Consider the following 25,192-nt stretch of genomic DNA (forward strand, 5'->3'; position numbering starts at 1 on the left):
TTCCTTTTACACCATTGCGAAACTTAATTGATTACAACCTATTGTTTAATCTATTCATTAGCTCCAGAAACATTTCCAATTTTGCTGTAACCTTTTCTTCATCTATCATGTAAATTATATACTGATCGTCAATTAAAACTTTTCTAACGAGATTAGAATATCTATGCATTAAATTTTCAGGATCATCAGGTATGGTGAGAGAATGGGAGGAGACATGATGTATCATAGTATAAGTTAGTAGTGTAAGCGAATAAAAAGAAGCGTGAAGCAACTAAGGTGTAAAGGAGTTGACTTCACGCTTTACGGTATACCAAGTATACTTTTAAAAAGGTGTAATTTATTCTTTATTCCATGGCATTTCTTGATAGAAACATCTGTTCCTTACCGGGGGTTAATTACTATTATGCCAAAAGCAAGCCAATTTATACATGATTGGTTATCAATCGTTTATGAAAGATGTCTATTCATACAATTATTTTATTTAATAATTTTCTCTATATTTAATAATATTTGCCAAGAAGTTTTATCCTGATAGGAATTAATACAGACCATTAATTGTACTTTTTTCTGAATTAGAATTCTACGCTGTTTGAAATTGAATGAAATAAACCCCCATTTCTTGAATTTTTATTAAATTTAATAAATATTTACATACAGTTTATATGCTTACTCAAATCAATATGAAATCAATATCCGGCCTACTCTTTGAATCCCCGGTAGTCTGTATTGACATTGATGGAAATGTGGTATCTTATAATGAATCCTTTAAGAATTCCTATAATTTGGAGCTTCAAAAGATTGGCAAACTCAACTGGTTAGAGATAGATGTAAGCTTAAACAAACCCATTCTTCAAAAAATACGACAAAATGTCTTAAATAAAGGTCAAATTAAATGGAACACTTACATCTACCTTGATAGTGTTGAATATAAAGTCAATATTACTGCCAAAGCTACAGAAAAATACAACTCCTACTTATTTCTACAGATACTCCCATGGCAAAATTCAAAGTTTGCTAGATTTTTAGAGAAGTCCAATGATTCCGCGTATTGGTACTGGAATTTTATTAATGGTCAATTGATTATTTCTAAAAACTTCGCTACAATTCTATCAATACCCACCAATAGTTCAGATACATTTCCGGCAAATATTTCACAAGCCTTAAGTCCAATTTTAAGTACAACTGAAATTTTATCTCTTCAAAATAGTATTAGTAAGGCAAAAAGAAATAAAAGTCCTTTGCAATTCACCTGGCAATTTAAGGGGCAACAATATAAGTTAAATGCCGCGCCTACGCTTCTTGGTGAAAAAGTATCAGGCTTCGAAGGCATTATTAAAAAATTCAAAAATGCTCCTGAAAAACCTCAATCTGTAATTCGAAACGCAATTGAAAAAACCCAAGATTTAGTGTTGATTTTAAATGAAGAGCTCAACATTAGCTATGCAAATTTAGCAGCCGTATCCAAACTAGGTTTCTCAAAGTCAGAATTTGCAGAAGGAATGAACATCATGGATTTTGACATTGAACATACCAGGCAATTTTACGATCAGCAAATGACTCAAGATGATGAATTGACTAGATCAAACTTTACAACTATTTTTATCAGAAAAAATCATAAGATATTGCCTTTGGAGATTGAAGTGATTTTACATGAAGAATCGGATGCAAAATCATTGTATCTGCGGGCTCGGGACATTTCAAGTGAAAGAATTCAACAAAGTCAATTAAATGCTTCCTTAGCACACAAAGAATTGACATCGAGAAGACTCTTACAGGATAAGTCGTATTTGTTAGAAGAGGCCACACACTCGAAGGCATTTAAAGATATAATCAGTGTGAGTAAAAGTTATAAGCCAATCTTACACCAAATTGATCAAGTTTCTAATACTGATGCCACAGTGTTAATTGAAGGTGAGACAGGCACCGGAAAGGAATTAATTGCAAGGGCAATTCATAACCGCAGTCAAAGATCTAAAAATCCCCTCATAGTTGTTAATTGTGGCAGTCTTCCACGCGATTTGATTGAGAGCGAATTATTCGGACACACAAAGGGTGCTTTTACAGGTGCCCTACAGAGTAAAAAAGGAAAATTTGAATTAGCGGATAATAGCACCATTTTCCTTGATGAAATAGGAGAACTACCATTAGATCTGCAGACCAGATTATTAAGAGTGCTTCAAGAGGGGGAAGTTGAAAAAATTGGTAGCGAGAAAACCATCAAAATAAATACTCGGATCATAGCAGCCACCAATCAAAGTCTATTCGAAATGGTGGAAGAGAAAAAATTTAGAAAAGACCTATATTACAGGCTCAATGTTTTTCCTATCATTAATATCCCACTTAGGGAAAGAAAAGAGGATATCGAAATACTGGCTAATCATTTTATAAAGAAATATAGTATAAAGCTGAAGAAAACCATCACAACACTTAAACCTGATGATCTAAATCGACTTCGATCTTATCACTTTCCTGGAAATATTAGAGAATTAGAGAATATTATTGAGCGTTCGGTCATATTAACTCAAGGTCGTGAGTTAAATTTAGATTTTTGGAGTCCAAATTTAGCTAATGGTGATAAGGAAGATCATGATATAATGACATTAGATGAGATACAGAAAGTTCACATAATTGATGCCCTGGAGAAAACGAAGTGGAGAATTAGTGGAGATCATGGAGCTGCTCGTTTGTTAGGGTTAAAAGATCAAACACTATTCAGTAAAATGAGAAAATTTGAAATCACCAGAAATTAAATAGGATTACCTACAAGGGCAACGTATGCTATTTGATCTCCTACTAGCACGGGTGAAGCGATAACGGTAGCTTCAACCTCTATTTGATCTACCCCCACATATTTGAAGCTAATTTTACTTTGTGACCCACCCTTAAAAATTTTTTCAATATTACTTTTATATTGTTTCACTTCAGAAGGTGGTAATTGGTCATATATCACAGTGCCTATTAGTTCATCCCTGGTATAAGGGGAATTTCTCGTGTTATTAATATTTATGATGATTCCATTTTTATCAAGCAAAACCATTTGATGTTGAGCATTTTCCATGAAGCTCATATAGGTTTCCTTAGTTCGCTCAAGAGATTCTAGGTAAGCAACTTGTTTGGTATTCTCCAAAGCTATGACACATGCCGAGCCCACTCTACTTTCATTCTTAGTATCTTGAATTGGGATTAAAATAAGTTGGTAATTAGCTTTACCTTGATCAATTTTAACATTTATCATCTGTGGCTCATAGTCACCAAATAAAACATCTAACTTTGCAGTAAGTAAATGCTGATACTCTTCATCAACTAATTGAGTTAACTTAGTTCCAATCAATTCTTGCTTACTAGTTTTACCCCATTTTCGATTCGCATCCGTAACGATATATGATGGGGATATAAATAATAGTGGATTTCTAGAGTTTTCATATATAGCGTTTAATCTATGAGCTGTCTGCTGTATGGACTCGTCAAATTCTTGTAGCATAGACTTCGTCCTACTTAAATCTACAAATGTAATGACTACTCCTTCAACTCTTTTGTCACTTGTTCTATAAGGTGAAATCCTCATCATGAACTCCTCACCATCCAAATTCTTTATAAGTTTTCTAACAGGCTTTTCTGTCTGTAGTACTTCTTCGCAACTATCCTCTATTTTTTCTTCATTAAATTGATTAGCGAAAGCCGAGATTAATCTTCCTTCATCAGCTTTGATCAGGTCAAATTGTCTTTTAATCGCAGGTGTAAATCTTCTGATTCTCAAGTCCTTATCTAAAAAGATGGTGCCTATATCCGTCGACTTCAATAGATTGTTAATATCGTTATTTGCTATAGTTAATTCTTTGTTTTTATATTGTAATTCTGAATTAACAGTGTGTAATTCTTCATTGACAGATTGTAATTCTTCATTCGTACTCTGTAATTCTTCATTATTAGTCATCATTTCCCTATTCTGTGCATTGATCTCATCCACTCTCATTTTCTGATCTTTCTGCAACTTACGTAGAGACACTTTATATTTTGCTAGTTCTGTTTCTAACATGGCTATTCTTTCATCAGCGCTTATTACACTCAGGTCCTCAGTTTCCTTGACATTAACCCCTAGTTTGAAGGGTCTAACTTCATTAAAGAATACTCGGCATTCAATTACTCCATTTTGTATGCTAGCAATATCAACTTTTTCAAATGTCATATCAACAAATGCGCTTTTACGTTCATTTTTAAAAACGACATTAGAATAGCGAAAAATCTTGTCCTCTTTAAATGCTTTAGCGATAGCTTCCCTAAAAAAACTTACCTGAGAAGACTCCAACATTTTCTCTAAGTTAAAATTTGCTAAAGATGAAGGTAAACTTAGTATGGTATCTAATTCTCCAACCATATATAACACATCTAGTTCAGCGTTTACAAAGAAGCTGGTAGGATATCTATTAATAATATAATTACTGAATGGATCTTTAGAATATTCCGACATAATTAATAATTACTGTTGATTTGATTTTTGCTTTATGGTTTATGGTTTATGGTTTATGGTTTATAGTTTATGGAAGGATAAGAGGATTAATTTTAACTTATTTAAATCATCTTCAAACAAGGGTTCGAGATGCAAGTTGAAGGTCTCGTGTTGGTCCTGTATATTAATTTCAACATTCTTAAGTATTTTTGATTTTTTACTTTTCTTTATGCCTTGAATAGCATTCTCAATTTTTTCAATAGATGGCTCGTCGAAAATTCGAATAATATTCTCATTACTTTCCAATGATGCCAGATTATTTTCAAAAGCAGAATTAGAAAATATAATCCTTCCAGAATCTTTAATAAGTAAATAGGGCAAGACTTGCATGTCTAAATATTTCTTAAAGAACACACCTAATTCATTAGCCTCATTTTTTGCTTTCACGATTTTGTCCACATCAACAAGAGTTACCACTACACCGTCGACAATATCAATATCCTTAATATAAGGGATAACCTTCAAAATAAAACTGGTGCCACTATCGTCTAAGATCTCTTGTTCATACTCCTTTTCAGTTCGCATAACTTGCTTCGACACTTCCATAATATCAACCCCTACCAATTTTGAAGAAAATGTAGAAATAGGCCTATTAATATCGGTTTTCTCTATTTGAAATTGTTTTGTAATTGCAGGCGTGAACTTCCTAATTCTACAATCACTATCTAAAAAAATAGTGGCAATCTGAGTACTCGTAAGCAGATTGTTCATGTCGTTGTTTGAATTCGAAAGTTCCTTATTCTTATATTGCAATTCTTGATTTACAGTGTGCAGTTCCTCATTCAATGATTGAAGCTCTTCATTGGAGCTTTGTAATTCTTCATTACTGGCCAAAAGCTCTTGATTAGAGCTGTGAAGTTTTTCTGCTAAATCTTCTAATTTGAGTTTTAATTCTTTTAACTCTTGTTTTTTTTCATCGATAACCTTCTCAGACCGAATCAATCTCTCAGATATATAGTTGGCTTCATCAATTTCAATAATGATGCTTTTGCCCGAATCAATTTCATCAAAATTCTCATCCTTAAAAGTCATCCTAACGACTGGATCTTTGAGCTCTTTAAACTCAAATTTTTGAAAAGTAATATCGGTGCGTATTTTCTGATCTGATCTTTTAAAAATCACATCCTTGAATACCTGTTTAATCCCAGATTCAATTGCAAGCCTTACACCATCTCTAATAAGAAGCGCCTGCGATGGTGGCAACATACTATGTAATGTTATCTCGCTGGTATTTCTGGGTAAACTAAATATATCCTGAAAAGAGCCTTTTAGATAGAGAATCGTAAGATCCTCATCTAGAAAGACAGTTCTAGGAGAATATTCTTCTATTAAATTCTTAGAAAATGGTTCAACGACATCTTCTACAAGCTGATCAGTTGTAGCAGAGTAATTTTGACGTGAATGCAAGCTTCGATTTACAACCCTTTTCCAAGTTGATTTTCCTTTTATAATCTCCCTACTAGAACTCTTAAAATTTACATTTTGCTTAACAAAAATGTTTAGGTCGCTATCTTCAGGATGGAATACCGTATCGAATTCGCCTAAAGATTCACTTGGCCCTAAGACTAAAAATCGCTCAGATTTCAGTGAAAAATAAAATGTTTTGAGAATCTTTTGCTGTGTAACGGATTCAAGATAAATCAGGAAGTTTCTACAAGTGATCAAGTCCATATTGATAAATGGTGGGTCAACTATTGCATCATGAATAGCAAATATCACCTTCTCCCTAAGTATGGGTTTGACATAAAAATTTCCTTCGTCCTCAATGAAATACTTATTCAAGTATTTCGCCGGGACATCTGAGGAAATACTTGAATTGTAGCATCCCACAGTGGCAAAATCAATTCCTTTACTATTGACATCTGAAGCGAAAATTTTAAAATCATTCTTAATGTTGTTCGCTTCAATAAACTCTAAAATTAAGATCGCAAGTGAATATGCTTCTTCTCCCGTAGAACACGCAACCACCCAAACTCTACAAATTTCATCTGGTTGAAGGTTGTCAAAAATTTTCTTTAGAACGTCAGATGCAATCGTGTCGAAAACTTCTGAGTCTCTAAAAAACTTAGTGACATTGATTAAAAATTCTCTAGCCAAAAGTTCTAGTTGGTCATCATTATCAAGCAAAAATTCATGATAGGCTTCAAGATTGTCCATTTCATGAAAAACTCTTTGCTTTTCAATTCTTCGGTACAATGTTGGCCTTTTGTAAGATTTAAAGGGAATGTCAGACTTTATACTAGCTAATTGTACAATTCTTTCATATTGTTCATCTTTGGTTTTCTCTCCACTAGTGTAATCTTGGGTATTTTGATCATCAAATTTACTTAACTCCAGTACGTTCTTAAGTTTTTTAGCTAGGTCTCCTGGAGCCATTTGTATATCTACAATTCCAAGATTTAAGAGGGCTTTTGGCATACCATCAAATTCACTAGTTTCAGGTGACTGGACCATTACTACTCCGTCATTCTCTTTTACGGTGCGTGCACCTCGACTTCCGTCAGTTCCAGAACCGGAAAGAATAATCGCGACTGCATTCTTTTTCAATCCACGACCAAGTGAATGAAAGAATTTATCAATAGGCAAATTGAGTTTCTCAGTCTCGTCGCGATCATGTAATTTTAATAAGCCATATTGATAGGTTAGCGTTTTATTGGGAGGCATCAAATAAACATGATTTGGCTCAATAAATTGATCTTCCTGAATTTGATGTATTGGCATTGAAGTGTGGTTTCGAAGAAGATCTTCCATCACACTTTTATAATTAGGCGATAGATGTTGTATAATAACATATGCCGCTCCCAGATCAGGTTCTAAATGGTCGAGAAATTTTTTTAAAGCATCTACTCCACCTGCAGAAGCTCCAATACCAACTACCTTCATAGACATACCAGTCTTTTATGCGATATAATTTGACTTAAATAAGGTGCTAACAAATAAAATGGAATAGTTTTGTAAAAGTAATATTTTATTTGAAAATCTTATTAGAGCACTAGTCGTATTTTCAAAACTATCTTCATCATAGAATATTGCGTGGATTTTTAGGCTAGAAAATGAAAAGTACCGGAAAGTTATTAGAGAGTTATGCTATCGATTTTAATTCCCACTTATAATTTTGTTGTAGTTGATCTAGTTCGACAGCTAAACAACCAGTGCCAGGAAGCAAATATCCCGTACGAGATTGTCTGTTATGATGATTTTTCAGTTGAGGAATTCAGGTTAAAAAATCGCAAACTCGACGCAGAATTCGGTGTTTCATACATCGAGCTCGGAGAGAATAAAGGTAGATCCAAAATCAGAAACATGTTGGCGCAGAATGCAAGGTATGAGCAATTACTTTTCATAGATTGCGACAGCGAAATAGATAATGCCTTATTTATTAGGAAGTACATTGAGTCCATTGAGTTAAGGAAGGTTATTGCTGGTGGTAGGAAATATGCACAGGAGAAACCATCTGAAAAATCCAAAATGCTCCATTGGTACTACGGCACTCGTAGAGAATCACTTTCGGTTAAAAAAAGAAGTGAAAATCCATATAGATATTTCCACTCTAATAACTTTATGATTTCACGAGATTTAATGATGAAGTTTCCTTTTGAGGAAAAGATTTCCACTTATGGTTATGAAGATTCTCTGTTTGCAGCAACCTTAGAAAATGAGGGAATAAACATTAAGCACATTGAAAATCCCCTCATTCATAAAGGTGTGGAGGATACTCAAGACTTTCTGCGCAAGTCTAAACTTGCTGCTGAAAACCTGGCAATTCTCTATCATTCAGAAGCATTAAATAATACCCGGATGATAGCCTTCCACGAAAACATAAAAAAAATTGGTTTTAACAGCCTCTTAAAAATAATCATAAGAAGTAGAAAAGATCAAATGCTCAAGAATCTTCATTCTGAAAATCCGAATCTCTTCTACTTCGATTTGTTTCGCTATGATGTATTTATCAATAAACTCAGTTTCTTAAAAGCATCATCTTCTTAGCAAATACTCCAAGTGATGTACTTACTTCGTAAATGTACATACCTCCTATCACTGGCAGTTGGCGATTCTCGATTTCCACTTTGTTAAGTCCCGAGCTCAGATCTAATGTCCTCTGGTGCACCACCTTGCCTGAAAGATCCATAATTCGCAAATAAGCTTTTTCTGGGTCAGGAACCGAAATATCGAAAATGGTCATATTGCTCCAGGGATTGGGAACATTTTGACCAATGGTTACTACAGGTTCCCTTTCTTCATTTCTGATCTCTATGCTAAGGGTCTCTCCATTTTCTCGAGCCACCTCTGCACTTTCAGTATTAAAACTTAATTGCTCTAACACTTTGTCAGACAAGAATCCATCGAACTCCAATGTGAAAATGGTTTGACCTTCTTCAAATGACTCGTCAAATGCATCCGTAAATAGAATTCTTAATTTTCCTTGATGGTCCAAATGATGATTTTCAACCAAGTTCGAAGTATGATTTTCAATCTGCAGTAATTTAAGGTCCATATTATTCAGGCTCAATTCAGTGAATAAACCAGCAAATTGAAGAACTTGATCAGCTTTGATGATTAACTTATTTTCTTTAACCTCAACGGCTAAAAGTGCAGCTTCTCGTAATCTTACACTTTCATTAACATCACCTAATTTAATACCAATAAAATTGGTTTCAGGTTGGCCACTCAAATAGTAGATATCGTGGGTCTCAGGGATAGGAGTCGCCCAAGGATCACTTGGATCCAAAAATATGTGGTTATCAGGAACAAATGACCAGGATTTTCCTCCTGGAAACTCATTGGTAATTCCAAGCAGCAATTTTCTAATCGTAATGATATCAGATGCAGACACATTGGCTGATCGGTTGACATCAGCTGCTAAAAGCTTATAAGGTGATTCAAATGTTTCTATACCTAGAATATGCCGTTGGATAAGCACCAGGTCAGTAGTTGAAACTCCATTAGTCGCACGATCTTGCTTGGTGGGCCTCACTTTATAATGTCCTCCGGTGACCATTTCAGGAAAAGAGAAAAATCCATTCTCATCCGTCATGGTTTGTAGACCGGCCCCTTCTAATACCACATTGACATCCTTCACATAATCGACCTGATTGCCAAAAACCACCCCTTTTACAAGTCCCATACCGCAAACCATGATCGACGTAGTATCACTCACTGTAAAAGAAGCAACACAAAAATCAAAGAGTCCGTCTTCATCTATGGCATACAGTTCTAATTGTTGGTTGCCAAGACCATCGCAGTCAAAATAACGTAAGGTATCGTTGATGTCTTCTGAAAATGCAACATTTACTGCCTTTCCACAAAATGCTTTGCTGTCAGCATCCAGCATTGAGGCTGTAACCCTGGCGACAAAAACTGCATCATCATCATCGTTATCCGAAGTATCTATACTTTCTATAAAGAATTCCTGACCCAGGAGGCAGATAGGTTGAGGAGTCACACAGTTATTAATCGTTATAATATACGAACAATCATCTGTATTACCACAGCCATCATCCAATGTCCAGGTGATCTGATTGTCTCCTGGCGGTAAAAATCCATTGAAGTTATTTCCATTTCCTATAGAATCAGGTCTTTCGTCAGCATAATCAATGATGTACGTCCATTCTAGACTATCTATCGAAGTACAATTGTCTACACCTTCAGCGCTAAGCATCACCTGAACAGAGCCACAATCAGAATCATAAGAGCATATGGTTGAATCCATACAGGCTGATGTAATCACAGGAGCCTCATTATCATTGACCGCTATTCTTTGTGTATCAATGTAAGTCGCAAAAGTAGAACCATCTGTTCTATTACACCAGTCCGCTACATACCAGACTCTTTCCAATGTAAAACAGCCCTCAGAAAAATAAGCAGTGGTATCATCTTCGTGCGTATAAGCTACCATTGAATTAAAACTTTCATCATATTGAGGGAATGAACCCAGACTATCCGGATCAAGATTTGTATTGCATTCAGTGATCGTTGTATCATTTGGAAATGTAATGTCTTCTCTGGTAAAAACTCTCTGTGCAATGACTGTAATTTGCTGCGAAATGGTATCTGCAGTTCCAAAGTCGTCGGATACAATGAAAGTTCTTATGATTGAACCAGTTTGGCACATATTGATGTCTGCTTGTTTTAGCTCAATGATAGTATTTACACTACAATTATCCATGACGACCGCATTGACATTATTGCCACTAAAAGCTAAAGAATCTGCATCGATGATTATTTCCATAGGGAAGTCCACATTTTGTTCTACAAATCCGAATGGAGAGAGGTCTGAGGTATCGACAGGAAAGTCGTTGCTTACAGTAATGTCCGGTAAGTCCGTTAAAAAAGAAGGTTGGACATTATCTATAACCTGTATGGAAGTCATGCAACTATTTGCATTTCCTGCATCATCAGTCACCTGCAGTACGATCATCAAATCGTTCCCAATGTCAGCACAGCAAAGCGTTACCGATGGTCCAAATAGGGTATCCATATCTACTCCACAGGCTGACTCCATTCTGCGAATTTCCAACAAAGCCTCTGAACAAGCATCCAAACTGCCATTATCAAAAGCCTCTGCTGTCAGTATGGCCATACCGTTGCCATCCAAACTAAAGCTCATACCTGATTCACAAATAGCAACCGGCTCAATATTATCTTTTACTATAACGGTGTAACTTTCCATAGTTGTGTTTCCACATCGGTCACTCAACATATATTGTATGACGTTTTCACCCAGCGGTAATTCTATCTCAATTGAATTGGTATCGAATTCAACTCCTCCGGGATAGAAAATATCTAGTTGAAGATCTGATTGACAATTATCATTCATCTCCGGTTCCGGGACGGTATAGCTTGTTTCGCAACTGGAAGAAGCGCTTGAAATGGTCACATCTTCCGGAACGATTAATACGGGACCAGTCGTGTCGATAACAGTGATGGATTGTTTGAATGTAGCCATACCATCTTCAGCGCAATACCAGTTAACCACTGTCCATGTTCTTAATAGCGTTCTTCCACAATTATTGCCTCCAGTGAAAACCATGTCGTCATAGCTTATGGCCACATTGCAAAATAAGTCAGATGGTGGATAAAGATCAATTCCATTCAAGGATGGGGCTCCAGTCAGAGAAGGATCCGGATTTCCGTTTTCATCTACGGGATAGTCGCTTCCGCAGTCCACCATTACTGTGAGTTCAGGACCTTCTACTTCTTCGATATCAAATTTTTCAATAAGCACTCGCTGATCACAACTTTCCATGATATTGCCATCTTCATCCTCTATTCCATATGTTCTGGTGATAATTTTATCTATGGTAGCACTGTCACAAGATACATCCGTCAATTTCTGATTGAGCAATACTACTTCAAAGGTGGAGCAATTATCACTTATTTCAGGGAGCGGAAACTCTATAAACTCACTACAACTGATGACCGTATCCCTACAATTCATCATAGGAGGAATCTTATCCTCTACGTTAAACCTCAATGAACAACTGTTATCAAAACATTCATAGAATGCTCGAGCGGTGACCACAGTACCCAAATATTCTCCAGTAATGGTATCGCTAGGAAGCTGGTTGCCTTGCTGATCAAATAAAAGAATGCGGTAACTATTAATGTCGCAGTTCGCTTCTTTTATAACCATTGAGGGGGTGATTTCAGCCTCGCAATTTTGATCTAATGAGATATTCTGATCTGTCTTGCAAGCAATCGATCCCGGATCACCAGAATTTATGCGGATTTGTAGGTTGCAAGAACTGGTATTCCCACCAGTATCCTCAGCTTGAAAAGTTAAGATCGTCAAGCCCGCGGGAAACAAATCTCCAGAATTCAATCCAGTAGTATCTGTTCTTGTGACCGTTACCATACAGTTATCACTAGCTGTTGCATCTTCAAATTCAACCGGAGCTTCACAAACACACGGGTCTGTTTCAATTAGAATGTTTGAAGGACAAGTTATAACTGGACTTTGTTCATCTCTTACAGTAACGAAAAAGGTACAGCTAATTTCTTCGTTACATTCTGTAACTGCTGTCAACTGATTGGATATAGGAGATTCCAATATATTATTACATGCAAAATCTGCTTGATCAATTCCTGATATTGTGATATCGCCTGGGCACTGTAAAACGGGTGTAATAGGAACGTCCTCTGGTGACAGGGTAGCATTTCCACCACTGTCAAGAGTAACCGTTACATCATCGCAAATAATGCTATCCACATTTTCCTCCTGAACTACTGTATATCTTATATTACACATAATGGGTTCAGAATCACTCTCATCTGTAAAAGTAAATGACCTGATGACTCTTTGAGAATTGCCCGGGCAGCCTCTGTTCGGATCTCTGAAATCAGAGTATTCTATCATCAAATTCCCTGTTACATTTTCAATGGCCGCACCCTCGTATGAGAGAAATCCGAGTGAGTCTCCAGCTTGCGGTGGAACATCTTCGATACATGTGACGGGACGCTCTTCTGAACTTGGACATGTGATTTGCAGCGTTTGTGCTGATAGTCTTGTAATGCTTAGAATCATGCACACGGCAATGCTAAGCTGAAGGCTGAAAGCTTTCATCTTTAAATCTGTTTTTGGAATGAAAATAAATCAGTTTTAAATATTTATCTTCTCAGGAGGATTGTAATCTATTGGGATATAGAAGTGTAAATATAGTAAATAGTTTTAATATGTAAAATCCTTTACCGTTAATTATGTCTTTCTGACGATATCATTACATTTGATTTATGAAGAGGATCGTTGATTATGTATTGAGTATATTTTATCTCATCTATTTTTTCACGGTATTGCTGATTTTCGAAGTCCTTCAGAGGGTTAGCTTTACATTATTTGGAAGAGAGGCTCATCAAAAAGTAGTAAATGTGCTTAATTTCTTTTTGTGCTATGGCTGGTATCTGACGGGTTCAACTATAAACTTTGAGATCGAGGAGCAACTACCGACTGATCGTTCCATCATTTTTGTAGCCAACCATCAAAGCATGTTTGACATACCCGCCATCATATGGTTTCTGAGAAAGCACCGGCCACTCTTTGTGTCCAAAGTAGAGTTATCGAAAGGCATACCCAGTATTTCTTACAATTTGCGAAAAGGTGGTGCTGCCTTAATAGATCGCAAAGATAAAGTGCAGGCGGTCAAAGAAATCAGACGCTTGGGTGAATACATTTGTGAGCATCATTTTTCTGTTGCCATTTTTCCGGAAGGCACCAGATCCCGAACCGGAGGTCTAAAAACGTTTGCGAGTGGAGGTGTGGGTACAATTTTGAGTAAGTGCCCGGAAGCAATAGTGGTGCCTATCTGTATACAAAACCTACATCATTTTAATCCTAAAGGTTTCTTTCCGCTAAGAAGTTTTACTACCTTAAAATGGACCGTTCTTTCACCTATTGATAAAGAAGGCAAGACCGTAAATGAAATGGTCCAGGAAGCTAGAGATATGATACAAAAAAAGGGTAGCTTCGAAAAGCTACCCTAAGGCTTAGAACAATTACTATTGAAATATTGACCTTGCTTTCTGAAGTAAGACTGATATTAAAACAGCGACTTGAATAAAGCCAAACAAATATTTCATTCTCATCACTCATCAGAATACCAGAAGCTCCAGTAAGCTTATCATTATTCCATGAACACCTATAACTACGTGACCACAAGCAAATCTGGTTTTCAATTCAAGTTTGTTCAGGTAGGATGATGGACTTCGAACAAATATTGTATCTTCAAACTTCAATTGAAAGATGAGCGTAACAAAACAAATCGTTGAACTGATTAAGTCGAAAAATGAAAAAGGCCTAGAGTTGTTATATGATAATTACTCAAGAGCACTTTATGGAATCGCCTATCGGGTATTGAACAACCAGGAATATGCGGAAGAAGCTTTGCAAAATAGTTATTTGAAGGTTTGGAAAAACATCAATCAATACGATGAGCAGAAAGCAACCTTGTACACCTGGATGGCCCAAATTGTAAGGTATTCTTCATTGGACATAAGGAGACTCAAGTCATTTGAGCGTCAGGAAAAAACCGAATCTTTAGAGCCTCGCGTACATAAAGGCAAATCAGTTACAATAACAAGTGCTGATTCAATAGATGCTAAAAAACTTCTTCAAGGCTTAGAAGAAAAGTATAGTATTGTTCTAGAGTATTTGTATTTGAAAGGTTACACTCAACAGGAAATGTCGGATGAATTAGACATCCCTATAGGGACGATTAAAACAAGACTCAGAAAGGCTATCTCAATTATTAGAACAAATTTGAAGGATGAGAAGAAACTCTTTATGGGCGTGCTCTTCTTATTGGTTATACTAATAATTGTTAAAATATTTATATTTTGAATTTAGAAGAAATAAGAAATTCTGGATTACTGGAATCCTACGTGATAGGATTGCTGTCAGGACGACAACTTGCAGAAGTTGAGTCGCATCTGAAAGAGTATCCGGAACTAAATTCAGATCTAAGCGAAATTCAAAGAGCTTTTCGTGCTTATGCTGAGTCTAATGGTGTTGAACCGAGAGCTGCTTTTCGTTCAGAACTTATAAGAGAAATTACAGGGAAAAATCCTAGCAGTCCACGAACCAACCAAAAAGGTGGAGGTCGAGGTCCCTATTTTTTACCTTTTTTAATCTTTGCAGCATTAGCTATTGGGGGAATTTGGTGGGGTTATAATAATCTGGATGATTTTGAGACTCTTGAAGGACAATATACTGCGCTCAATGATGAATACACTGATTATCAAAGTGTTTGTGACTCAATCTCTGCTGATAATGCAGAATTAAGAGCCATGATGAATACCATTACCAATCCAGGCAACAGAATCATTCAGCTAACGCCCACTGGTAATTTTGCAGCCACTAATTTGTACCTGCATACTAATGCTGAGCTTCAACTAAACTATATTCAGGCACTGGCTTTGCCTTCTATTGCAGCCAATCAGGCTTTCCAGTTATGGTCGTTGAAAGAAGAGCAAGATCCTATTCCATTAACGGTATTTGCCAACGCTGAAAATCAGATTATTCCTGTAGATTTCGAAGAAGGAACAGCTACATATGCCATTACCATTGAAGATGCGGCAGGTGCTCAAGTGCCAAATCTAAATCAGTTGATTGGGACCATAGGAGTATAAGACTAGATCTTTCCTTTGATCACTTCTTCAACGACTTCTGGATTTAATAGCGTGCTGGTATCACCCAAATTAGAAGTATCATCTGATGCAATTTTTCTTAATATCCTTCTCATGATCTTGCCTGATCTTGTTTTGGGTAGCCCTGACACTATCTGTATTTTATCCGGTTTTGCAATGGGTCCGATTTCTTTGCGAACGACATTCCTGATTTCATTTTCAATGTCTTCAGAATGATTTTCACTTACAATGACATAGGCGTAAATTCCTTGCCCTTTGATATCGTGCGGATAGCCCACCACTGCGGATTCTATTACTTCCTCATGTTCATTAATTGCATTCTCGACCTCAGCAGTACCCATTCTGTGTCCAGAAACATTGATGACATCATCCACCCGACCAATTACCCTGATACGGCCATCCTGATCTCTTCTGGCACCATCACCTGTGAAATAATAGCCTGGAAAGGTGGAGAAATAGGTCTGCCTGCAGCGTTCATGATCCCCATACGTTGTCCGTAAAATAGAAGGCCATGGAAATTTTACACAAAGAAGTCCTTCCACGTCATTGCCTTCAATAATCTGTCCTTCAGTATTTAAAAGAACGGTCTGAATCCCAGGCATAGGATAAGAAGCGTAAGTCGGTTTGGTATCTGTAATTCCTGGAAGAGGAGTAATCATAATACCACCTGTTTCAGTCTGCCACCAGGTATCTACAATAGGAGCTTTATTTTTGCCAATGTGCTCATCGTACCAATGCCAGGCTTCTTCATTAATAGGTTCACCTACAGATCCAAGCATCTTAAGAGATGACAAATCGTACTTTGCAGGCCATTGGTCTCCCATTGCCATTAAAGCTCGGATAGCGGTAGGCGCAGTGTAAAACTGATTCACTTTATGTTTTTCACATATATCCCAAAATCTTCCAGGATCAGGATAGGTGGGAACCCCTTCAAACATCATGGTTGTAGCGCCGGCTAGCAGTGGACCATATACAATGTAAGAATGACCTGTGATCCATCCGATATCCGCGGTACACCAATAAATATCACCTTCCTGGTATTGAAAGACATTCCTAAATGTATAGCAAGTATAGACCATGTAACCACCGCAAGTATGAACCACCCCTTTGGGCTTACCTGTTGACCCGGAAGTGTATAAAATAAAAAGCATATCCTCCGCATCCATCACTTCCGCCGGACATTCTTCTGACTGATTCTCGATCTGTTCGTGCCACCATAAGTCAGTATCGTCACTCCAGTTTACGTCATCACCGGTATTTTGATGCACCAGGACATGCTCTACACTATTACAACCAATGTCCATTGCATTATCGACGACGGATTTAACAGGAATGTGCTTTTCCCCTCTATTATTGAAGTCTGAACAAATAATCATTTTTGCTTGAGCATCATCTACCCTATCAGCTAAAGCTTGTGCTGAAAAACCTGCAAAAACAACAGAATGTACCGCGCCTATACGGGCACATGCCAGTATGCCAATCGCCAGTTCGGGAACCATGGGCATGTAGAAAACGATACGGTCTCCTTTTTCAACTCCTAAGTCTTTAAGAGCGTTTGCACATTGACAAACACTTGCTAGCAACTCCCTGTAAGTAAAATGTTTTGATTCCTTTTCAGGATCATTGGCTTCCCAGAGTATCGCAGTTTGATCTCCTCTCTCAGTGATATGCCTATCTAGACAATTCTCTGTTATATTCAATTTTCCACCCTTGAACCACTCGACTTTAGGTTCTTTAAAATTCCAATCTAATGTCCTGTCCCACTTTTTATGCCAATGAAAGGTCTCTGCTTGTTTTGACCAAAACTTCTCCGGATCATTCGTACTTCTTTCATAAGCGTCCTTATAGTCATTTAAATCTTTGATCTGATGAGTCATAACTTACATTTTAATGATTTACTGCTTTCCCTGCACCTCTGGGAATTCTAATGTTTTCAACGAGTTCCTGAACAGTATCAGGAGGAGCGGGTGTTAATCTACTGACTATTAAAGAAATCACCAAATTTACCAGCATCCCAATGGTTCCAATACCTTCTGGAGAAATTTCAAACCAATATTGATCTGGTGTCCCGCCGCCAAACTTGAAATAGATAATGTAGCTCGCCGTGAAGACCAGACCCACTATCATTCCAGTCACTGCGCCTTGCATGTTCATTCTTTTATCAAAAATACCTAAAATGATAGCCGGAAAGAATGATGAAGCTGCGAGGCCAAAGGCAAAAGCAACGATGGCTGCCACATAATCAGGCGGGTTATATCCAGCATAGCCGGCCACTAGGACTGCAACTGCAATAGCTATTCGCGCAGCTCTCAATTCTCCTTTTTCACTGATTTTAGGCATCAACCACTTTTTTAACAAGTCATGGGAAATGGAACTTGATATCACAAGTAACAAGCCCGCAGCCGTTGAAAGGGCAGCTGCAAGTCCACCGGCCACCATCAAAGCGATTACCCAAGCTGGTAGTTTTGCAATCTCAGGGCTGGCTAATACAATAATGTCCCTATCAAATGTCACTAGCTCATTCCCTTCCCAGCCGCGTTCGTTGGCAACACCGTTTACAAAAGCTTCATTTTGATCATTATAATATTGAATCTTGCCATCTCCGTTCTTATCTTCAAATTTGAGAAGTCCGGTTTCTTCCCAACTATTAAACCATTTAGGTACCTGTTCATAATCGACATTGTCAATACTGGTGATTACATTGGTTCGAGCAAATGCAGCCACTGCCGGAGCTGTTGTATAAAGAATAGCGATAAATAGCAAGGCCCACCCTGCTGACATTCGGGCATCTTTTACCTTAGGAACTGTGAAGAACCTCACTATAACATGAGGCAACCCAGCAGTACCCAGCATGAGAGCTGCGGTGACGCAAAAGAGATCTATTCGGGGTTTGTTGGGCTTGGTGTACTCATGAAACCCCAGGTCTACTGATAGTTGATTTAACTTGGCTAACAAGGCTGTTCCATCGGACATATTTCCACCCATACCAATTTGTGGAACAGGATGATCAACCATTTGTAATGAAACGAAGATAGCCGGTACTGTAAAGGCAAAAATGAGTACACAGAATTGCGCAACCTGTGTATACGTTATTCCTTTCATACCTCCAAGTACCGCGTAGAAAAAAACGATGGCAGATCCGATCAGCACACCAGTACCAAATTCTACACCTAAAAATCTGCTAAAGGCGACCCCTACCCCTTTCATTTGTCCTACCACATAAGTAAAACTAACAAAGAGGGCACAGATTACTGCGACCAATCTGGCAGTTTGAGTATAATATCTTTCCCCAATGAAGTCCGGGACTGTAAACTGACCAAATTTTCTAAGATAAGGCGCTAATAGTAAGGCAAGCAGTACGTAGCCGCCTGTCCAGCCCATCAAATATTGGGCACCATCATATCCCATAAAAGAAATGAGACCCGCCATGGACAAAAAAGACGCAGCAGACATCCAGTCTGCGGCAGTAGCCATGCCGTTCATTACCGGATGAACCCCTCCACCAGCTACATAAAAATCATTGGTTGATCCAGCTCGAGCCCAAATGGCAACACCAATGTACAATGCGAAGGTAAATCCAACGATTAAATAAGACCAAATCTGTATGCTCATATTTCGTCCACTTCAAATTTTCGGTCTAGTCTGTTCATCAACCACACGTAAATGAAAATTAAAATCACAAAAACATAGATTGCTCCTTGTTGAGCAAACCAAAAACCAAGCGGAAAGCCGCCAATTTTAAATTGATTCAAGTAATCTGCCAGTAGAATCCCGCATCCATAGGATACAAGAAACCATATACTGAGTAAGCATGACAAATACATGAGGTTCTTACGCCAGTAGGCTGTTCGAAGGTTTTGATCCATAAGGATCAAATTAGTGATAAGTACTGAGAATGCACAAACCTTTCAAGAAAAAATAGATAGTAGTAGCTTTACGATGCTTAATTTATCTGTATTCATGGGACTTGCACGATTTATCAGCAAGAAGAGAAACGTTTACCAAACCTCACAAATCAAATTTGCCAGTCCCAAAGCAGCACTGAAGTGAATGATCAGTTATGCAAATGGGACTGGCAGATTGTCCTTCAAAATTGTTTATCAAATAAAAGTGTCGAACCTACGGACTAAAAACCTTCAATCCAAGGTGCACCACTTTCTTCCATTTTATCAGCAATGGTCTTAAGCGTTTCATGGAAATCCTCCACTTTCTCGGCAATCTCCTCAAGCTGCCCTTCAGCACCTTTTACCACATCAATTTGACTCTGTGTAGGGCCATAAGTGCTATTGAGTGCACCATAGCCTTGCCACATTGCTGATCTTGGTGTCGGTGCATACCTCTCTCCGATTTCGTCTTTCACTGGATCACCATTCATCGCTCTGTCTAATGCTCTGAATGTAATCGCAGCATCGTAAACCATCTTTGACAATTCAGCATAGTTTTTGTCAACTCTTGACAAAGCAGTTTCCAAGGCACCATGTTTTCGCTCTGCATTCTGTAAAGAAGTGGTAACCTCCGTCATTCTTTCCTGGAAGTCCTCAAATTCTTTTCTAAAGGCAATGACTTCTGATTTTGGTTTGCTTGGCAAAGCACCATCTCTTAATGGCACCAGCTCAAATTCTTGCATTTCACCAAAATCTGTAATCACTCCATCTTCTTTTTTACCCATACTTACAGAATACTTACCCGGCTGAGCATTAAATCCTCTACCTCCGAAGCCTCTCCCTCTGCCTGTCGGAAGGGTAACTGGACTCTTAGACATCCTCGTCATATCCCATGTGACTCGTTGGACACCTTTTTTAGGTTTGGTTTCCATTACATTGACCACATTTCCAGACGCATCCTTTACCGTGAAAACAAGCATTACCTCTTCTTCATCTTTTTCATCTGCTAGCGCTTCCCAACCTGGAAAAGGGATGTCTTTTGATTCTTTCATCAATTCCTTTTCTGCCTTCTTACGTTCAGAGGCCATCGTTGGATAATCATCCTTCAGATAATAGGTAAATGTTGCTCCATGCTCTGGATTAGAAGCAGTGTAATAAGAAGCACCCATTGTTCCAACGACCGACTTTGGTTCGTACCACAAGGCATCTTTAACTGGGAATAAATGAGCCTCTTTTTTAAGTACCTCATCGTCTAATTGACGAAGTGGCGTATAATTATCCAGAATATAGAAACCCCGACCAAAAGATGCTGCGACTAAATCATTCTCTCTCCGTTGAATCGTAATATCCCTGATCGGGATGGTAGGCATACCTGAAGAAAGTTTAGTCCAATTCGCACCATTATTCTTTGTATAAAATACTCCAAACTCTGTCGCTGCAAATAATAGGTTAGGATCTTCATGATCTTGAACTACCCTCCAAACCAAATGTCGATCGGGTAAATCCCCTACCATAGATTTCCAGCTTTTACCTTTATCTGTGCTTTTGAATAAGTAAGGTTTAAAGTCACCATATTTATGATTGTCGGCGGCAAGATAAACCACATTGCTATCATGTAAATCAGCATAAACATTGTTCACAAATGCCGTTGCAGGCATACCTGATATAGATCCAAGTTCCACTTTCATCCACGATTGACCATCATTTTCAGAAACCTGAAAAATACCATCATCCGTACCTACGTAAAGCAATCCTGCCTGTATCGGTGATTCTGCCAAAGATGAGATGGTATTATAGTTCGACATTGCATTGACATCCCAAGGATTGTCCCAACTTTGGACTTTTCCCATAATAGGAAGGCTGATTCTTTCCTGATCTTTGGTCAAATCTCCAGAAATAGCAGTCCATGAGTCTCCGCGATCATCAGACTTCCATACTCTATAGGAAGCGAAATATAATCTGGACGGTTGGTGCGGACTCACTACTATAGGTGCATCCCAATTGAATCGTTCAAATTTTTCTCCTGGTCTAGCTTTGGGCTGAATATTAACCTGTTCACCGGTAATGCGATCGACTCTGTGAAGTCCCCCCTGCTGGGTTTCAGCATACATAATATTGGGATTGCCTGGTTCAGTAGCGGATTGATGTCCATCAGCACCCAAAGTTTTAAACCAGTCAGCATTACGAATTCCATGTCTGTTATCAGTCCTCGAAGGACCACCATGTGAACCATTGTCCTGTGTACCTCCATATACCATATAAAAAGGTTCCGAATCATCAACTGCTACTTTATAATATTGGGTAATGGGTAAATTATCAATAAATCTCCAATTTTCAGCATTGTCATGTGATTCGTAAATACCTGCATCCGTACCCACTAGTAAATAACCAGGCTCATCTTTTCTAAATCCTATATAGTGATTATCAGAATGCTTGTCGGATTCCTTCAATCTATCAAAGGTTTTACCATGGTCATGAGACACTTGGATTCTTACATCCATCAGATAAATCGTACCTTCATAATGAGGAGAAGCATATAATTCCTGATAATAATGCGGACCTGTTGCTCCAGAAACGGCATCAGACATTTTTTTCCATGAAGCGCCCATATTTTCAGACATAAAGAGCCCTCCTTTAGTGCGATCTAGCTCTATGGCGGCATAGATCGTCTCATTGTCAAACGGTGAAATTGCCAGACCGATTTTACCTAAGTTGGAACCTGGAATTCCGTTAGTTAAGGCAGTCCATGTTTCTCCTCCGTCCATACTTCGATGAATTCCAGATCCAGGCCCTCCTCCCATATAAGCGGCGACAGTTCGATGTCTATCCCAAGTGGCCGCATAAATAATATCAGAGTTTGTAGGATCCATTACGATATCCGTAACACCTGTCCATTCATCGTCACCAAGCGTTTTATTCCAGGTCTCTCCTCCATCGGTAGATTTATAAAATCCGCGCTCTCCACCTTTGCTCCAAAGTGGTCCCTGAGCAGCAACAAATATAACCTCTGAATCATCAGGATGTACGATGATCTTAGAAATGTGCTCCGAGTCCTTCAGCCCCATATTTTTCCATGTACTTCCGTCATCGGTACTTTTGTAGATGCCGTCTCCAAATCCTACATGCCTTCCACCGACATTCTCGCCTGTACCGACCCAGATCGTAGAATTAATGCTTGGATCAATAGTTACGCAACCAGTAGAATAGGTCGATTGTCCATCAAAAATCGGTTTCCAGGTGGTTCCAGAATTCTCTGTTTTCCAGACACCCCCGGACCCTACAGCTACATACCACACGTTTTCATTCTGTGGATGCATGGCAATGTCAGCTATTCTTCCAGAAGCGAAGGCTGGTCCGATGTTTCGCCATTCCAGGCCTTTTAGATTAACTTTTTCTTCTTTCTCTTTCTTGTCTTCTTGTTTTTCTGCTCTCTTTTGCCCTGACATAGGCATTGCAAAAAAACAAATAGTAAATAGTAGTAATATAAATGATCTCATAAAATTTGTTAGATTTAAATTCAGCTCAAAAGATAATTAAAATCTGGTGTCTTCTACTAATATGCGGGATTTATAGACTAACTTAATCCCGGATTGGAACCACTTTGTAACCAATATGCATTATAGTTATATAATTTAAGATTTTCTTAACATTCTTTCCAATGGAGTCGATCATTCAAATCTTTTACTATATCTCCATTATTTCTGGAGGCTTACTTTTCATTCTTCTTCTATTATCAATTCTGGGAGGGATGGATTTAGATTTAGACTTAGGAGTAGACACGGAGGTTGATGCTGGAGGATTAGGAATAGTAAAGTCAGGCTTGACCTTTATTGCCATAGGTAGTTATACTGCTAAATTATTGCTGGGTGCATCCACAAACCCTATCTTGACTATTTTACTGTCACTTATTTCCGGAGTGGCAGCTGTCTTTATTCTCAGCTATTTTCTGAGACTTTTGCTGAGCTTGCAATCAAACGTAAATTGGGATTATCACCAGGCAGAAGGTAAAAATGCCGAAGTTTATCTTAGAATACCTGAAGAAGGAACTGGATTGATAAAGGTCAATATCAATGGAGTAAATCGGGAATTAAAAGCAAAGGCTTCAGAAGAAATCGCTACCGGAAGTGAGGTTTTAATTTTGCAAGTCGACCAGGAAGTAGCTGAAGTCATTCTTTACAAGGAAACTAAATAATGTGGCTTGAAGAAGCCCTTCATTCACAATTAAATAAATTAACTATGAACTTAGAAATTTTTGCTCTACCCGCAGCCATTCTGGTATTGCTTTTTCTACTCCTATTGTTCTTTATCAGTCGTTACAAAAGATGTCCATCGGATAAGATCCTTGTGGTCTACGGTAAAACGGGTGGAGGAGCAAGTGCAAAATGTTATGCAGGTGGTGCCGCATTTGTCTGGCCGGTTATCCAGGATTACCAATATCTGGATTTAACACCGCTTTCTATTGATGTCAATCTCAAAGACGCTTTATCCAATCAGAATATCAGAGTGTCCGTACCTGCTCAATTCACAGTGGGCATAAGCAACAAGTCCAATCTTATGATTTCAGCTGCTGAGAGACTCTTGGGCCTTGATCGTAAGAATATTGCTGCGCTGGCTCAGGATATCATCATGGGTCAAATGAGATTGGTCATTGCCAATATGCGGATTGAAGAACTCAATTCCGACCGAGATAAATTTGTGGAATCTGTCTATGGTCACGTTGGCAATGAGCTCAATAAGATAGGTCTAGAACTCATCAATGTGAATGTCACTGATATTCACGATGAATCAGGATATATTTCTGCCCTTGGAAAAGAGGCTGCAGCCAAAGCAATCAATGATGCCAAAGTGAAAGTCGCCAATGAGCTAAGAACAGGTTCCATTGGTGAAGCTGAGGCTCAAAGAGAACAGAGAATTAAAGTATCAGATGCAAATTCAAAGGCGGAAATTGGAGAGGCGGACGCGGAAGCTCAGGCCAAAGCAGGTAAGAATGAAGCTGCCATCAGAATCGCTACATCCGATGCAGAAAGGGATGTACAGATAGCAGAGGCTGAGCGAAGAGCAACTGCAGCTCGAAAAGTGGCATCGGCTAAAGCTCTACAAGAAGCATACCTGGCCGAAAAAGAATCAGAAGAAGCAAGATTCGCTATGGAGAAAGCCAGAAAGCAAGCTGATGAAGTGGTAGAAGCCGACATTGAAAAAGAGAAAGCGATCATAGATGCACAAGCACAGGCCGCTACTAAAATTGAACTAGCCAATGGTCAAGCTGCAGCCACTCTTGCGAATTACAAAGCTCAGGCTGAAGGAATTGAGGAGTTACTAAGTAAGCAAGCTGAAGGTTTTAGAAAACTTGTGCATGCTGCAGGTGGAGATGCCCAGAGTGCCATTGGATATCTGATGTTGGATAAATTAACTGATATTGCTAAAATACAGGTGGAAGCGATCAAAGACCTAAAGATAGACAAGGTGGTAGTGTATGACAATGGAAGCGGTGATGGAATGGGTAATTTTGTAGAGGGCCTCTATGGAATGCTTCCTAAATTAAATGATTTTCTTGAGCAGTCAGGCATGAGCTTACCTGAAGCACTTGTTAAATCAAAAGAAGTCCTTGCATCTAAAAACGGAAAACCAGAAACTCCTGAAGTGACCGAAGAATAGATTTTGG

The 25,192-nt window shown here is 38.3% G+C and carries 15 protein-coding genes; 7 read left to right on the forward strand and 8 right to left on the reverse strand.

Features of this window, described 5'->3' with window-relative positions:
* Nucleotides 1-31: 31 nt before the first annotated feature.
* A complete protein-coding gene (locus L2567_RS02670) occupies nucleotides 32-226 on the reverse strand; it encodes a hypothetical protein (RefSeq protein WP_235296145.1) in 195 nt (64 codons plus the stop codon).
* Nucleotides 227-680: 454 nt separating this feature from the next.
* Between L2567_RS02670 and L2567_RS02675 the strand changes: the two genes are divergently transcribed.
* Nucleotides 681-2,750 carry a sigma-54 interaction domain-containing protein gene (locus L2567_RS02675; RefSeq protein ID WP_235296146.1) on the forward strand — a complete coding sequence of 690 codons (2,070 nt, stop codon included), beginning with the start codon at nucleotides 681-683 and terminating at the stop codon, nucleotides 2,748-2,750.
* Here the strand turns inward: L2567_RS02675 and L2567_RS02680 are convergent.
* Both L2567_RS02680 and L2567_RS02685 read right to left on the reverse strand, forming a co-directional pair.
* Complete coding sequence (locus tag L2567_RS02680; RefSeq protein WP_235296147.1) at nucleotides 2,747-4,468, reverse strand: PAS domain-containing protein; 1,722 nt, start codon at nucleotides 4,466-4,468, stop codon at nucleotides 2,747-2,749. The two genes, L2567_RS02675 and L2567_RS02680, sit on opposite strands and share 4 nt — an antisense overlap.
* A 60-nt stretch (nucleotides 4,469-4,528) precedes the next feature.
* Nucleotides 4,529-7,396, reverse strand: a complete 2,868-nt coding sequence (locus L2567_RS02685) for a chemotaxis protein CheB (protein ID WP_235296148.1) — start codon at nucleotides 7,394-7,396, stop codon at nucleotides 4,529-4,531.
* Between the two features lie 195 nt (nucleotides 7,397-7,591).
* On the opposite strand from L2567_RS02685, the gene L2567_RS02690 reads away from it, so the two are divergent.
* A complete protein-coding gene (locus L2567_RS02690) occupies nucleotides 7,592-8,494 on the forward strand; it encodes a glycosyltransferase (RefSeq protein WP_235296149.1) in 903 nt (300 codons plus the stop codon).
* On the opposite strand, the gene L2567_RS02695 is transcribed toward L2567_RS02690, so the two are convergent.
* The gene (locus tag L2567_RS02695) at nucleotides 8,466-13,070 is read right to left on the reverse strand and encodes an HYR domain-containing protein (RefSeq protein ID WP_235296150.1); all 4,605 of its coding nucleotides are present in this window, start codon (nucleotides 13,068-13,070) and stop codon (nucleotides 8,466-8,468) included. The genes L2567_RS02690 and L2567_RS02695 overlap by 29 nt on opposite strands.
* A 167-nt stretch (nucleotides 13,071-13,237) precedes the next feature.
* Here L2567_RS02695 and L2567_RS02700 point away from each other — a divergent pair, with 167 nt between their 5' ends.
* The 3 genes from L2567_RS02700 (at nucleotide 13,238) to L2567_RS02710 (ending at nucleotide 15,628) form a co-directional block, all read left to right on the forward strand.
* Nucleotides 13,238-13,984, forward strand: a complete 747-nt coding sequence (locus L2567_RS02700; protein WP_235296151.1) for a lysophospholipid acyltransferase family protein — start codon at nucleotides 13,238-13,240, stop codon at nucleotides 13,982-13,984.
* A 259-nt stretch (nucleotides 13,985-14,243) separates the two neighbouring features.
* The gene (locus L2567_RS02705) at nucleotides 14,244-14,840 is read left to right on the forward strand and encodes an RNA polymerase sigma factor (RefSeq protein WP_235296152.1); all 597 of its coding nucleotides are present in this window, start codon (nucleotides 14,244-14,246) and stop codon (nucleotides 14,838-14,840) included.
* Nucleotides 14,837-15,628, forward strand: coding sequence for an anti-sigma factor (locus L2567_RS02710; protein ID WP_235296153.1), 792 nt, complete (start codon nucleotides 14,837-14,839; stop codon nucleotides 15,626-15,628). The genes L2567_RS02705 and L2567_RS02710 overlap by 4 nt, the downstream gene beginning before the upstream one ends.
* Before the next feature lie 2 nt (nucleotides 15,629-15,630).
* Here L2567_RS02710 and acs read toward each other — a convergent pair whose 3' ends face one another.
* The 4 genes from acs to L2567_RS02730 all read right to left on the reverse strand — a co-directional run bounded on the left by acs (nucleotide 15,631) and on the right by L2567_RS02730 (nucleotide 23,027).
* Complete coding sequence (gene acs / locus L2567_RS02715; protein WP_235296154.1) at nucleotides 15,631-17,523, reverse strand: acetate--CoA ligase; 1,893 nt, start codon at nucleotides 17,521-17,523, stop codon at nucleotides 15,631-15,633.
* Between the two features lie 10 nt (nucleotides 17,524-17,533).
* Nucleotides 17,534-19,258 carry a sodium:solute symporter family protein gene (locus tag L2567_RS02720; protein ID WP_235296155.1) on the reverse strand — a complete coding sequence of 575 codons (1,725 nt, stop codon included), beginning with the start codon at nucleotides 19,256-19,258 and terminating at the stop codon, nucleotides 17,534-17,536.
* On the reverse strand, nucleotides 19,255-19,512 hold the full coding sequence (locus tag L2567_RS02725) for a DUF4212 domain-containing protein (RefSeq protein WP_235296156.1): 258 nt from the start codon (nucleotides 19,510-19,512) through the stop codon (nucleotides 19,255-19,257). Before L2567_RS02725 ends, L2567_RS02720 begins: the two co-directional genes overlap by 4 nt.
* A 260-nt stretch (nucleotides 19,513-19,772) precedes the next feature.
* Complete coding sequence (locus L2567_RS02730; RefSeq protein WP_235296157.1) at nucleotides 19,773-23,027, reverse strand: WD40/YVTN/BNR-like repeat-containing protein; 3,255 nt, start codon at nucleotides 23,025-23,027, stop codon at nucleotides 19,773-19,775.
* Between the two features lie 161 nt (nucleotides 23,028-23,188).
* On the opposite strand from L2567_RS02730, the gene L2567_RS02735 reads away from it, so the two are divergent.
* Nucleotides 23,189-23,722 (forward strand): hypothetical protein, encoded by a 534-nt coding sequence (locus L2567_RS02735; RefSeq protein ID WP_235296158.1) that lies wholly within the window; start codon nucleotides 23,189-23,191, stop codon nucleotides 23,720-23,722.
* Nucleotides 23,723-23,766: 44 nt separating this feature from the next.
* On the forward strand, nucleotides 23,767-25,185 hold the full coding sequence (locus L2567_RS02740; RefSeq protein WP_235296159.1) for a flotillin family protein: 1,419 nt from the start codon (nucleotides 23,767-23,769) through the stop codon (nucleotides 25,183-25,185).
* Nucleotides 25,186-25,192: the final 7 nt, after the last annotated feature.

The sequence above is a fragment of the Portibacter marinus genome, from assembly GCF_021533195.1.
GTDB lineage: Bacteria > Bacteroidota > Bacteroidia > Chitinophagales > Saprospiraceae > Portibacter > Portibacter marinus.